The organism is Micromonospora sp. NPDC049645 (genome assembly GCF_040675155.1).
In the GTDB taxonomy this organism is placed as follows: domain Bacteria; phylum Actinomycetota; class Actinomycetes; order Mycobacteriales; family Micromonosporaceae; genus Micromonospora.
The window spans coordinates 191,100-203,918 of record NZ_JBFAOI010000003.1 but is presented as its reverse complement, the minus strand read 5'-3'; the positions used below and the strand labels follow the sequence as shown (position 1 = coordinate 203,918).

Sequence of the window (12,819 nt, the reverse complement as noted above, 5' to 3'; positions counted from 1 at the left end):
CCGAGGCGGCGACCAGCGTGCCGCAGGTACGGCCGTCCTGGGCTGGCGGGTCCGAACCGCCGTCGACCGGCGCGGCGTCGGCGCGGCCCTCCTGGGCCGGCGGATCCGATCCGGTGCCGGCCAGCGCCCCGCCGACGCGGCCCTCCTGGGCCGCCAGCCCGGCATCGACCGACACTCCGACGTCGGCGGAGGCGGCACCGCCAGCGCCAGCCGGACCGCCGCCACCGCCAGCCGGGCCACCCGCCACGCTGGCCGACGCGCCACCGGCTCCGGCCGGCCCGTCCCTGGTCGCGGAACGCCCCTCGTGGACCGGCGGTCCGCCGACGGCGAGCAGTTCCCGGGCCGAGCGGCCGGACTGGTCCGAGGGCCGGATCCCCGCGACCCCGGTCGAGCGGCCGTCCTGGCCGGCCAGCCGATCCGCCAGCGGCATCGACGGGGGCGACGGGGGCGAGACGTCCGGCCGGTCACGATCCGAGGTCCGGCCGACCGCACCGTTCCGGCTCCGGCCGGAGCCACCCGACCCGTCACCCGCCGCGTCACCGCAGGCGACCGCGCCCGCCAATGACCCGCCACCAGCTGGCACCGCCCTGTCCTCCAGCACGGCGGTGCCCTCCGCCGCCGCGACGAGTTCCGGGCATCGCGACCAGCCCGCAGCGGCATCCGCTTCCTCCTACGCGGCTCGCCGGTCCGCTCCCGACCCGACGTCGGCCGACGCCGGCCCGCAGTCGGCCCCGGGCGCGGCGGTGCTGCCGCAGCGCGTCCCCGCCGAACCGGACGTGCCCGTCGTGCCGGAGCCGCCAGCCGTGGAGCCACCCGCCGAAACCCCGGAACTCGCCCGCATCGCCACCCACCTGCGTCGGGACGACGAACCAGCCCCGCTGCGGGAGCGCCCCGAGGGGTTTGACGTCAACGCCATCCTGGACGCCGTCCGGGAGGTTGCGGGTGTCCGCGACGCGGCCCTGCGCCGTACCCCGGCCGGGGCGCACAGTCTGCGACTTGACCTGGCCGACGGCGCCGACCCCGCCGAGGTGAGCCGCCAGGTGGCCCGGCTTCTTCAGGAGCGGATGGGTTTGGCCGCGGCCCCGCAGAACGTGCCCGGCCTACCCAACACGCCGCCTCCGCCGGTTCGTCGGCGCGCGGCCGAGCCCCGCGCCGCCGAGCCCCGCGCCGCCGAGCCCCGCGCCGCCGAGCCCCGCGCCGCCGAGCCCCGCGCCGCCGCCGAGCCCCGACCCGCCGAGCGGCGCGTTCCCGAGGCGCCGAGCGCCGCTTCGCGTGAGTCCGGCGACGCCCGGCTGGCCGAGGCGCCGACCGCCGCCAACCCGTCCGCCGCCCGGGTAGAGGCCACACCGGCAGCTCCGGAGCCGCGGACCGGCACGGATCCGACCCGCCGTCGTCGGTCGAACGCTCCGCACCGGGGCCGTGCCACGGTGGAGGAACCCGGATCGGTCTCGGCCGCGCCGGCCGGCGGGGCGACCGGCAGTCCGGCCACGCTCGGTACGTCGTACTCCGGTGGTCAGGTGACCACCACGGAGTCGGCGCCGTCGCGACCGCTGGAGACCGACGGCACGCCGGGGCCCCGGGTGGTGATCGACCACGTGCAGGTCAGCACGTTCGGCCTGGACGCGAACGTGGAGGTCCGGCTGCTGGCCGGGGGCGACAGCGCCTCCGGGTACGCCACCGGTCCGGCGGTGGACGGCTACGTGTTGCGGCTCTGCGCGGTGGCCGCCGCCGCGGCGGTGGACGAGTTGCTGCGCGGCACCGAGAACGCCGAGCGGGGTCGCTGCTTCGTCGAGCACGCCGCGGTGGTGCCGTTCGGCAACTGCGAGGTGGCCACCGTGGTGGCGCTGCTGGTCTGCGAGGGCTGGGTCGAGCAGCTCGCCGGGTCGGCCCTGGTCGCGGGTGATCCGCGGCAGGCGGTGGTCCGGGCGACGCTGGCGGCCGTCAACCGTCGGCTGGAGGCGCTGCTGTCCTGAGTGGTCCGGGGCAGACTGGAACGATGAGACGTGCCACCCTCTGGCCGGACCACCTGCTCCCCGACGATCGTGTTCCACCGCCGTGGCCGGGGCGGGAGGTTCACCTCGACGGCCTGTCCACGTACGTGCGGGACACGCCGGCCACCGCCGCCGGTGCCCAGCCGGCGCTGTACGTGCACGGGCTGGGCGGGTCGTCGCAGAACTGGACCGACCTGGCCGGGCTGCTCGCCGACCGGCTGGACGGTCAGGCCATCGACCTGCCCGGCTTCGGCCGCAGCGAGCCCGGCTCCCGCTACACGATCCCGGCCTTCGCGGATCGGGTCGTCCGCTGGATCGAGCATTCCGATCGAGGTCCGGTGCACCTGTTCGGCAACTCGCTGGGCGGCGCGGTCGCGGTGCACGTCGCCGGGGTGCGGCCGGACCTGGTTCGTACCCTCACGCTGATCTCCCCGGCGCTGCCGTTTCTGGATTTCCGGCGCTCGTTGCAGGGCCGGATGCTGCCGGTGCTCGCCATCCCGCGGGGTGAGCGGCTGGTCGCCCGACGGCTCACCCAGCTCGCGCCGGAGGTGATGGCCCAGCAGGTGTTGGAGGCCTGCGTCGCCGATCTGAGCCGGATCTGCGATCAACGCCGGGCCGAGGCGTTGGAGGAGATCCGGGTGCGGTACGAGGCCAAGCACTACGCCACCGCGTACGTCCGGACGTTCCGTGGGCTGGTCTCCAGTTTCCTGCGGGCGTACCTGCCGGGGTCGGGTTCGCTGTGGCGCCTCGCCGAGGCGGTGCGCGCGCCGACCCTGGTGGTGGGTGGCCGGGAGGACCGCCTGGTCGACGTGCGGGTCGCGCCGCAGACGGCCCGGGTCATCCCGGACAGCCGGCTGATGATGCTGGACGGCGTCGGTCATGTGGCGCAGCTGGAGGTCCCCCGGCTGGTTGCCCGCGCTGTGGTCGGTCTGCTCGCCGAAACGGGGGACGCCGTGGGGCGGTCCGATCTGGCAGGCTGACTTGGATGCCCAGCTCAGCGCGCCGCCCTGGTCGCCGTCGGCGACGTTTCGCACTGCTCGCCCAACTGGTGGCGGTGGTGTTGGCCGTCGGTGCGGCGGTGACCGTGATCGCCGAGGGGCCGGGTGGGCGCCCCGGCGCCGATCGGCTGGCCGCCGAGGAGATCGGCCCGCCGCCGCTGGTGGCCGCGCCGCTGCCGCCGTCGGCCGACCCCACACCCTCCGACGTGGTTTCGTCCAGCCCGCCTCCGGTGTTGCGGGTGCCCGGCGCGTTCCCGAGCGCCGGCACGGGCGGGTTCGGTTACGACACCCGCTCCGGGCCGGTGCTCGGTCGCGCCGGTGAGCTGCGGCGCTACCGGGTCGCGGTGGAGTCGGGCAGCAGTGAGGTCGTCGCCGAGTTCGCCGAGGCGGTCCGGGTGGCGCTCGCCGGGCCGGGCAGTTGGGTCGACAGCGGCGGGTTGCGGCTACAGCAGGTGCCGGGGAGCGCGCCTCGTGACTTCACCGTCTTCCTGGCCACCGCCCGCACCGCGGGTCGGATGTGCGCCGAGGGTGGGGTGGACATCCGGGTCGGCGGTCGGCCGTACACGTCCTGCCGGGCACCCGGCCGGGTGATCATCAATTTGGATCGGTGGCGGCTGTCCGTGCCGCACTTCGTCTCGGCCGGTGTGCCGCTTACGGTCTACCGGACGTACGTGGTCAATCACGAGGTGGGCCACCAGCTCGGGCATCGGCACGAGCGCTGCCCCGGTGCGGGCCGACCAGCGCCGGTGATGATGCAGCAGACGCTGTTCCTCGACGGGTGCCGGGTCAACCCGTGGCCCTATCTTGAGGGGCGTCGTTACGCCGGTCCCGCCCTCTGAGTCGATCGGGCGACACGCCGATCATCCGCCCCCATCAGGCGTCTTGCGGCAATAGCGGCGAAAGCGGAGAAATGCCCGAATAATCTGGCAGGCTCGACGTCATGACGCCGTCGTCCCCTTACGGCCCGCCTCGGCCGCCCGACCTCCGGTCGGCGTACCGGGGTGCGCGTCCCGCGCTGGTCCGGATGCGCCAGAGGCGTCGCCGCAGCCTGCTGCTCGGCCTCCTGGCGCTCGCCGTCGCCATCTCGGTGACGGTGAATCGGGCCGGCGAGCCGTCGAACGAGACTCCGGCGACCACCACCCAGGGCGGCATGGGTCACGGGGGCGGGGTGGCCGCGCACCCGGCGCCCACCGGCTATCCGTCCGTCGGCGCGGGACGCTTCACCGCCGCCGACGGCGAGACAGCCGTGCACGGCACGGACGGGCCGCTGCGGCGCTACCGGGTCGTGGTCGAACGCGGCACCGGCCAGGACGCCGACGCGTTCGCCGCCCGGGTGGACGAGGTGCTGGCCGACCCGCGCAGCTGGATCGCCTCCGACGAACTGCGGGTGCAGCGGGTGGCCGACGCCGGGACCGCCGACTTCACCATCTACCTGGCCACCCCGGTCACGTCCGAGCGGATGTGCGCCGAGGGCGGGCTGACCACCGAGCGCTACACCTCCTGCCGCCTGCCCGGCCAGGTCATCATCAACCTGGCCCGCTGGATGGAGGCGGTCCCCGACTACGGCGCCTCCCTGGACACCTACCGGACCTACGTCATCAATCACGAGGTGGGCCACGAGTTCGGCGAGGACCACGAGGCGTGCCCCGGCCCGGGGGAGCCCGCCCCGGTGATGCAACAGCAGACGTACGGCCTGCACGGCTGCGTCGCCAACGCCTGGCCGTACCTCGACGGACGTCGCTACGCGGGTGACATCGTCCCCTGATCGGCCGGGTCGTCGGTTATTCCCGCTCCCGCATACCGGACCACGTGTCGTCCCTCATGGCCGAGCGGGGCTCCCGCGAGCAACAATGGCGCGGTTCACACCGCCGATCCCGGGGAGTCCACCGTGTCGTTGCCCCCGCTCGTCGAGCCCGCCGCCGAGCTGACCGTAGACGAGATCCGCCGCTACTCCCGTCACCTGATCATTCCGGACGTCGGGGTGACCGGTCAGAAGCGGCTGAAGAACGCCCGGGTGCTCTGTGTCGGCGCCGGTGGCCTCGGGTCCCCCGCCCTGATGTACCTGGCGGCGGCCGGGGTCGGCACGCTCGGCATCATCGACTTCGACACCGTCGACGAGTCCAACCTCCAGCGCCAGATCATCCACGGCGTCTCCGACATCGGCCGGTCCAAGGCCGAGTCCGCCGCCGCGTCGATCCGCGAGATCAACCCGCTGGTCAACGTGGAGATCCACAACACCGCGCTGGACCGGGAGAACGTCCGCGAGATTTTCGCGCAGTACGACCTGATCGTCGACGGCACCGACAACTTCGCCACCCGCTACATGGTGAACGACGCGGCGGTGCTGCTCGGCAAGCCGTACGTCTGGGGCTCGATCTACCGCTTCGACGGCCAGGCGTCGGTGTTCTGGGCCGAGCACGGCCCCTGCTACCGCTGCCTCTACCCGGAGCCGCCGCCGCCCGGCATGGTCCCCTCCTGCGCGGAGGGCGGTGTGCTCGGTGTGCTCTGCGCGTCGATCGGTTCGATCCAGGTGAACGAGGCGATCAAGCTGCTCACCGGCATCGGTGAGCCGCTGGTCGGCCGCCTGATGGTCTACGACGCCCTGGAGATGGAATACCGCAAGATTAAGGTTCGTAAGGACCCGAACTGCGCGCTCTGCGGCGACAACCCGACGGTCACCGACCTGCTGGAAGACTACGAGGACTTCTGCGGCGCGGTCTCCGAGGAGGCGCAGGAGGCGACGGTCGACTCGACCATCACCGCGCTGGAGCTCAAGGAGTGGCAGGACGCCGGCAAGGACATCTTCCTCGTCGACGTGCGGGAGCCGGCCGAGTACGAGATCGTCCGGATCCCCGGCGCCACCCTGATCCCCAAGGGCGACATCATCTCCGGGGAAGCTCTCGCGAGGCTGCCACAGGACCGGCAGATTGTGCTGCACTGCAAGTCCGGCGTCCGCTCGGCGGAGGCACTCGCCGCGCTCAAGGCGGCCGGGTTCAAGGACGCCGTGCACGTGCAGGGCGGCGTGCTGTCCTGGATCAAGCAGATCGACCCGGCGCTGCCCGCGTACTGACGATCGAGGCCGGGGCGACCACGCCGTCGAGCCGGGGTGGCCCGCACGGCCGCCCCGGCAATCGACGCAGATGACACCGAGCGGCCGTCCGGCTGAAGCGACGCAGCCAGTCCTGGCTGGCCGATTCTCCGAGGCGGCATCGCGTCTGCGCAGGTAGCGTCTCCGCCGTGGTCGACTTGGAAGCCGCGATCGGGTTCGTCGTGGCGCATGGGGATGCGGTGGAACGCGCCCGCCTCTCCTGGCTCCGCAACGGCACCGCCGTGCCCGCCGAGTTGTTGGAGACGGCCGAGGTCGGCCAGTCGCCCGACGGCGGTTGGCCGGCCACCTGGGGTGGTGGAGTCGCCTCGATCGACGCCACCTGCTTCCGCCTCGCCGAGCTGGACGACCTGGGCGCGCTCGGCCGGCCCGCCGCTCGCCGCGCGCTGGACTGGCTGGCGTCCCGGCAGCAGGCCGACGGCGGTTGGGAGGAGGACGCGTCGCTCGCCGACTCGGCACCGGAGTGGGCCCGACCCGGCGACCCGGAGGCCGGCTTCCTCGTGTCGGCCAACGCCGGTTTCTGGCTCACCGTCGCCGGACTGGACGCCCGCGCCTCGGGTCCGCTCGACCACCGGGTCGGTGGGGCGTACGCCGGGGTGGTTCAGGCGGCGGCCCACTCGCTCGCCGCGCGGCTTCGCCCGGACGGTAGCTGGCCGTCGTTCCTGGCCGCCGGGTGGCTGAGCGCGGCCGTGTTCCACCGGCAGGAGATGTTCCAGGAGTCGGCGCGGATCCAGGTGGTGCTGGCCGAGCGCATGCCGAAGATGTCCCCGGGGGACGTGGCGTGGCTGGCGGCCACCCTGCGCCGCGCCGGCATCGACGTACAAGACTGGACGATGGTGCGGGCGCTACGCCGGCTGACCGAGACCCAGCGCAGCGACGGCGGCTGGGAGAGCGACGACGGCCACCAGTTCGACGTGCACACCACGCTGGCCGCGATCCGAGCGGCCCGCCCCGCGCCGCCCGGCTGAGGCCCCCGCCCCGCCGCGGCCTCAGCGCACGTGCCCGTCCCCGGTGACGACGTACTTGGTGCTGGTCAGCTCGGGCAGGCCCATCGGGCCACGGGCGTGCAGCTTCTGGGTGGAGATGCCGATCTCCGCGCCGAAGCCGAACTCGCCCCCGTCGGTGAACCGGGTCGACGCGTTCACCATCACCGCCGCCGCGTCCACCCGCGCGACGAACTCGCGGGCCGCGCTCGCCGAGTCGGTGAGGATCGCCTCGGTGTGCCCGGTGCCGAAACGGCGGATGTGGGCGACCGCCGCGTCCAGCGAGTCGACCACCGCCACCGAGATGTCGGCGGACAGGTACTCGGTCGCGTAGTCCTCCTCGGTGGCCGGCACCACTGCGGCGGAGTACGCGGCCACCTCGGGTGAACCGTGCACGGTCACCCCCGCCTCGGCCAACGCGGCCAGCACCGGCGGCAGGAACGCGTCGGCGATGCCGGCGTGCACCAGCAGCGACTCGGCCGTGTTGCAGGTGGACAGGCGTTGCGTCTTGGCGTTCAGCGTCACCGCGACGGCCTTCGCCAGGTCGGCGGCGGCATCGACGTAGACGTGGCAGTTGCCCACCCCGGTCTCGATCACCGGCACTGTCGACTCCTCGACCACGGTGCGGATCAGCGACGCGCCACCGCGCGGAATGAGCACGTCGACCAGCCCTCGGGCCCGCATCAGCTCCTTGACCGAGTCGCGGGAGCCGGCGTCGAGCAACTGCACCGCGTCGGCGGGCAGCCCGGCACCGGCGACCGCGTCGCGCAGCACCGCGACCAGAGCGGCGTTGCTGTTCGCGGCTGACGACGACCCGCGCAGCAGCGCGGCGTTGCCGGACTTGAGGCAGATCCCGGCGGCGTCCACCGTCACGTTGGGCCGCGCCTCGTAGATGATGCCGACCACCCCGAACGGCACCCGGATCTGGCGCAGCTCCAGGCCGTTGGGCAGGGTGGACCCGCGGACCACCTCGCCGACCGGGTCGGGCAGGGCGGCCATCTCGCGCAGCGCGGCGGCGATGCCGGCCACCCGACCGGCGTCGAGGGCGAGCCGGTCCAGCACGGCCGCGCTCAGCCCGGCCTCGCGGCCCGCCGCCAGGTCCGCCTCGTTCGCGGTCAGGATCTCCGGGGTACGCGCCACCAGCGCGTCGGCCATCGCCACCAGCGCGGCGTCCTTGACCGTACGCGTGGCCACGGCCAATTCAGCGGCGGCGTCCCGCGCCCGTCGTGCCTGCTCAACGACGCTCATGCCAGCACTCCTCGGGAAAGGTGGGAAGGTCCTCGGCTCACAGCAGCACCAGGTCGTCGCGGTGGACGACCTCTCGTTCGTACGCCGGGCCGAGCGCCGCGGCGAGTTCGGACGTGGAGCGGCCGAGCAGCCCGGGTAGCTCCACCGCGTCGTAGTTGACCAGCCCCCGGGCCACCGACGCGCCGGCGGTGTCGACCAGGTCCACCGGATCGCCGGCGGTGAACGTGCCGTCCACGGCGGTGATGCCGGCCGGGAGCAGCGACTTGCGCCGCCCGACGACGGCGGCGACCGCGCCTGGGTCGAGGTGCAGCCGCCCCCGGGGCGAGGTGGCGTGGGCCAGCCAGAACAGCCGGGCCGTGGGGCGCTGCCGCTGTGGGTGGAAGAGGGTGCCGACCGGTTCGCCGGCCAGCGCCGGCGTGGCCAGGTCGGCGGCGGTGAGCACCACCGGGATGCCGAACCCGGTGGCGATCCGGGCGGCCTCGACCTTGGTCACCATGCCGCCGGTGCCGACGCCGGACCGGCCGGCCCCGCCGATGGTGATCCCGGTGAGATCCGCGTCGTCGCGGACCTCGGCGATCCGGGTCGAGTGCGGGTTGGTGGGGTCGCCGGTCCAGAGCGCGTCCACGTCGGAGAGGAGCACCAGCAGGTCGGCGTGCACCAGCGCGGCCACCAGGGCGGCAAGGCGATCGTTGTCGCCGAACCGGATCTCCTGGGTGGCCACCGTGTCGTTCTCGTTGACGATCGGCACCGCCCGCAGGTCGAGCAGTTTGCGCAGCGTCCGGTACGCGTTGCGGTAGTGCGCTCGCCGGGTCACGTCGTCGACGGTGAGCAGCACCTGCCCGACGGTGCGGCCGTGCCGGGCGAAGCTGGCCGCGTACCGGCCGATCAGCAGCCCCTGCCCGACGCTGGCGGCGGCCTGCTGGGTGGCCAGGTCGCGCGGGCGTCGGGCCAGCCCGAGCGGGGCGAGCCCGGCGGCGATCGCGCCGGAGGACACCAGCACCACCTCGCGCCCTTCGGCGGTGAGCCGACCGAGGGTGTCGACCAGCGTGTCGACGCGCTCGTCGGCCAGCCCACCGGTCGCGGTGGTCAGCGAGGAGGATCCGATCTTGACGACGACCCGCCGGGCCGTCGTGACTGCGTCGCGCACCCGCCCATTCTGCGTGGTCACGGCGGCACCGCCCGGCGGCGTTCCCATATGGTGGCGGATTGTGACTCCTGACGAGTACGTCGAGGCGGTGCTCGACCTGGTCGAGCGGATCCCGGAGGGCCGGGTGATGTCGTACGGCGGGGTGGCCGACGCGTTGTCCGAGCGTTCGGGGCGTACCTCGGCCCGGTTGGTCGGCAACATCATGGCTCGGCACGGTGGCTCGGTGCCCTGGCATCGGGTGGTGACCGCGAGTGGTCGACTGCCACCTGGGCACGAGCGGGAGGCGCGGGCCCGACTGCGGTCCGAGGGCGTGCCGCTGCGCGGCGAGGGAGTGGACATCGCGGCGGCGGCCTGGTCGCCTGATGAGGGGATGTGACCCACGTCCTAACGTGAGTAACATTCGGCCCCATGAAAACGCCGCCGGGCGCAGGCTCGCCAGTCAGCGGGCCGTTACCCCGATCGGTGCACGCCGGCTACGCGCTCGGCTCGCTGGCGACCGGAGCGTTCGGCACCGTGCCCGGTCTGCTGCTGCTGCCGTACCTGACCGACACCCTGGGCGTGGCCGCCGGGCTGGCAGCCCTGCTGGTGTTGCTGCCCAAGGCGTGGGACGTGCTGGTGAACCCGGTCGCCGGGCGGATCTCCGACCGCACCCGCTCACGCTGGGGCGCCCGCCGGCCGTACCTGCTCGTCGCCGGCATCGCGCTCGCCGCCCTGTTCGCGTCGATCTTCGCCGCGCCGTTCGGTAACGGTCCGGCCGCCGCGGCGTACGTGGCGTTCGCGTTCCTCGCCACCGCCACCGCGTTCGCCTTCTTCCAGGTGCCGTACGTGGCCATGCCGGCCGAACTGACCGACGACCACGCCGAGCGCACCCGGTTGATGACCTGGCGGATCGCGGTACTGGCGTTGGCCATCCTGGTCTCCGGCGCGGTCGCCCCGCTGGTGGTGAGCGCCGGTGGTGACGGCGTGGCCGGGCACCGGTGGATGGGGCTGTTCGTTGCGGTGCTGATCGCCCTGGGCGCCCTCGGCGCGTTCCTGGGCACCCGGTCCGCGCCGACCGGCACGGTGGGCGAGAGTGAGCCGACCCTGCGCGCCCAGCTCGCCGTGGCCGGCGCCAACCGCCCGTTCCGGGCGTTGCTGATCTGCTTCGTGGTGCAGTCCGCCGGGGTGGCGACGATCCTGGCCGGGGTCAACTACTTCGCCGGGCAGATCCTGCGCGACGAGCAGAGCGGGCCGACACTGCTCTTCGTCTGCTTCGTCGGGCCGGCGCTGCTGGTGATGCCGCTCTGGTCCCGGATCGGCGCCCGGCTGGGCAAGCGGACCGCGCTGGTCGTCGCCTCGCTGATCCTCGCCGCCGGTGCCCTCGCCCTGGTGGCCGCGTCGGTGCTACCACCGGTCGCCGTCTATCTCGTGGTCGCGCTGATCGGTGTGGGGTACGCCGGGCAGCAGGTCTTCGCACTGTCGATGTTGCCGGACTGCATCGCGCACGAAACGGCGCGCACCGGTCGACGGCAGGCGGGCGTCTTCACCGGCCTGTGGACCGCCGGGGAGACCCTCGGTCTGGCGCTCGGGCCGGGCATCTACGGCCTGGTGCTCCAGCTGTCCGGTTACGTGTCCTCGGACACCGGCTCGGCGGCGACCCAGTCCGACACGGCCAGGCTGGGCGTCCTCCTGGGCTTCACAGTGCTCCCGGCCCTGCTGATCGCCACGCCGATCCTGCTGCTGCGGCAGTACACCCTCACCCCCGCCACCGACCGGCTCGATCACGCAGTTGTGCTGGGGACAAGGGCCGTTGACCGTCACGAGAAGGGCACCATGACCCCATGATCGACGAGAACCGGGTTGAGGCCGGGGCGCTCTCCGCCACCGGGGTCGCCGCCGAGGTCGCGCTCTCCGAGGTTCGGCAGTTGCGGGGCGCGGACCGGCCCACCCACGGGGGACGGCTGTTCGCGTACGTCTACGACCCGGCGGTGCCGGGACTGGACGAGCTGTCCGCCGCCGCGCACCGGGAGAGCGCCCACGTCAACGGGCTGGACCCGACCGCGTTCCCGTCCCTGCTGGCCATGGAGAACGCCCTGGTCGGCGCCGCCGGTCGGGTGCTGGGCGCCGGCCCCGGGACCACCGCCCCGGACGTCGTCGGCAGCGTCACCAGCGGCGGCACCGAGTCGCTGATCCTGGCCGTCAAGACAGCCCGCGACGCCCACCCGGAGATCGCCGCACCCCGGATCGTGGTGCCGTCGAGCGCGCACGCGGCGTTCGCCAAGGCGGCGCACTACCTGCGGGTGGCGCTGGACGTCGTGCCGGTCTCCCCGGACACGCTGCGCCCCGACCCGGCCGCGATGGCCGCCGCGATCCGCCCCGAGACGGTGCTGGTCGCCTGCTCCGCGCCGTCGTACGCGCACGGGGTGGTGGACCCGGTCACGGAGATCGCCGCCGCGGCGGCCGAGGCCGGGGTGCGCTGCCACGTGGACGCCTGCTTCGGCGGTTGGACCCTGCCGTATCTGCGCCGTCTCGGGGTGCCGGTGCCGCCGTTCGACTTCGCGGTACCTGGCGTCACCTCGATCTCCGTCGACCTGCACAAGTACGCGTACGCGCCGAAGGGGGTGTCGGTGCTGCTGCACCGCGACGCCGCCCTGCGCGCCCCGCAGTACTTCGCGTACGCCGACTGGCCCGGGTACACGATGATCAACCCGGTGATCGCATCCACCCGCTCGGGCGGACCGATCGCCGCCGCGTACGCCACAGTGCGGCACCTCGGCGACGACGGCTACCTGCGGCTCGCCGGCATCACCCGGGACGCGGTCGCCGGTCTGGCCGACGCGGTCCGAGCCGTCGACGGGTTGCGACTGATGGCCGAGCCGGAGTCGACGGTGGTCTGCTTCACCGCCACCGAGGGCGGCCCCGACCTGTTCGTCCTGGTCGACGAGCTGACCGCGCGGGGCTGGCACACCCAACCCCAGCTGTCGTACGCCGATCTGCCCGCCAGCGTGCACCTCACGGTGACCGCCGCGGTGGCACCCCGGGTCACCGAGTTCGGGCCGGACCTCATCGAGGCGGTGGCCGCCGCCAGGGCGGCCGGGCCGGTGCGGCTGCCCGCCGACCTGGCGGCGGTGGTCGGCGCCCTGACCCCCGAGGCGCTGACCCCGGAACTGGTCAGCAGCCTGGCCGCCGGGCTGGGCCTGGGCGGCGATGCGGGGTCGGGCGCGGGGCCGCTGCCGGAGCGGACGGCGCTGGTGAACACCCTGCTCGACGCCGCCGCGCCGGCGCTACGCGAGCGGTTGCTCGTCGAATTCGTCAGCCTGCTCCAGCGCCCCACCTGGGCACCCAGCTGACCGGGCGGCACCGGACC

9 protein-coding genes and 2 pseudogenes are annotated in these 12,819 nt (G+C 73.9%); 9 read left to right on the top strand and 2 right to left on the bottom strand.

The window, feature by feature from the left end; genetic code table 11:
• Positions 1-671: 671 nt before the first annotated feature.
• The 6 genes and pseudogenes from AB0J33_RS09480 to AB0J33_RS09455 all read left to right on the top strand — a co-directional run.
• Positions 672-1,973 (top strand): annotated as a pseudogene (locus AB0J33_RS09480) (hypothetical protein); the annotation flags it as partial.
• A 23-nt stretch (positions 1,974-1,996) separates the two neighbouring features.
• On the top strand, positions 1,997-2,971 hold the full coding sequence (locus AB0J33_RS09475) for an alpha/beta hydrolase (RefSeq protein WP_363611663.1): 975 nt from the start codon (positions 1,997-1,999) through the stop codon (positions 2,969-2,971).
• A gap of 5 nt (positions 2,972-2,976) precedes the next feature.
• A complete protein-coding gene (locus tag AB0J33_RS09470; protein WP_363611661.1) occupies positions 2,977-3,828 on the top strand; it encodes a DUF3152 domain-containing protein in 852 nt (283 codons plus the stop codon).
• A gap of 185 nt (positions 3,829-4,013) precedes the next feature.
• The gene (locus tag AB0J33_RS09465; protein ID WP_363611659.1) at positions 4,014-4,754 is read left to right on the top strand and encodes a DUF3152 domain-containing protein; all 741 of its coding nucleotides are present in this window, start codon (positions 4,014-4,016) and stop codon (positions 4,752-4,754) included.
• A gap of 56 nt (positions 4,755-4,810) precedes the next feature.
• Positions 4,811-6,059: pseudogene (gene moeZ, locus AB0J33_RS09460) on the top strand (adenylyltransferase/sulfurtransferase MoeZ).
• Positions 6,060-6,226: 167 nt separating this feature from the next.
• On the top strand, positions 6,227-7,063 hold the full coding sequence (locus AB0J33_RS09455; RefSeq protein WP_363611656.1) for a prenyltransferase/squalene oxidase repeat-containing protein: 837 nt from the start codon (positions 6,227-6,229) through the stop codon (positions 7,061-7,063).
• A gap of 21 nt (positions 7,064-7,084) precedes the next feature.
• On the opposite strand, the gene AB0J33_RS09450 is transcribed toward AB0J33_RS09455, so the two are convergent.
• Entirely contained in the window at positions 7,085-8,326 is a 1,242-nt protein-coding gene (locus AB0J33_RS09450; protein WP_363611654.1) for a glutamate-5-semialdehyde dehydrogenase, read from the bottom strand.
• Between the two features lie 37 nt (positions 8,327-8,363).
• Entirely contained in the window at positions 8,364-9,521 is a 1,158-nt protein-coding gene (gene proB / locus AB0J33_RS09445) for a glutamate 5-kinase (RefSeq protein ID WP_363611652.1), read from the bottom strand.
• A gap of 13 nt (positions 9,522-9,534) precedes the next feature.
• Between proB and AB0J33_RS09440 the strand changes: the two genes are divergently transcribed.
• Genes AB0J33_RS09440 through AB0J33_RS09430 form a run of 3 tightly spaced genes read left to right on the top strand, consistent with a single transcriptional unit; the run spans position 9,535 to position 12,802 of the window.
• On the top strand, positions 9,535-9,849 hold the full coding sequence (locus AB0J33_RS09440) for an MGMT family protein (protein ID WP_363611650.1): 315 nt from the start codon (positions 9,535-9,537) through the stop codon (positions 9,847-9,849).
• A 32-nt stretch (positions 9,850-9,881) separates the two neighbouring features.
• Positions 9,882-11,297 carry an MFS transporter gene (locus tag AB0J33_RS09435; protein ID WP_363611648.1) on the top strand — a complete coding sequence of 472 codons (1,416 nt, stop codon included), beginning with the start codon at positions 9,882-9,884 and terminating at the stop codon, positions 11,295-11,297.
• On the top strand, positions 11,294-12,802 hold the full coding sequence (locus AB0J33_RS09430) for an aminotransferase class V-fold PLP-dependent enzyme (RefSeq protein ID WP_363611646.1): 1,509 nt from the start codon (positions 11,294-11,296) through the stop codon (positions 12,800-12,802). Before AB0J33_RS09435 ends, AB0J33_RS09430 begins: the two co-directional genes overlap by 4 nt.
• Positions 12,803-12,819 lie beyond the last annotated feature (17 nt).

Bases quoted from the DNA above. Each gene is read 5' to 3' on its own strand.
- AB0J33_RS09430 (WP_363611646.1), top strand. From the start codon at position 11,294: ATGATCGACGAGAACCGGGTTGAGGCCGGGGCGCTCTCCGCCACCGGG.
- AB0J33_RS09465 (WP_363611659.1), top strand. From the start codon at position 4,014: ATGCGCCAGAGGCGTCGCCGCAGCCTGCTGCTCGGCCTCCTGGCGCTC.
- proB (WP_363611652.1), bottom strand. From the start codon at position 9,521: ATGGGAACGCCGCCGGGCGGTGCCGCCGTGACCACGCAGAATGGGCGG.
- AB0J33_RS09470 (WP_363611661.1), top strand. From the start codon at position 2,977: ATGCCCAGCTCAGCGCGCCGCCCTGGTCGCCGTCGGCGACGTTTCGCA.
- AB0J33_RS09435 (WP_363611648.1), top strand. From the start codon at position 9,882: ATGAAAACGCCGCCGGGCGCAGGCTCGCCAGTCAGCGGGCCGTTACCC.
- AB0J33_RS09475 (WP_363611663.1), top strand. From the start codon at position 1,997: ATGAGACGTGCCACCCTCTGGCCGGACCACCTGCTCCCCGACGATCGT.
- AB0J33_RS09450 (WP_363611654.1), bottom strand. From the start codon at position 8,326: ATGAGCGTCGTTGAGCAGGCACGACGGGCGCGGGACGCCGCCGCTGAA.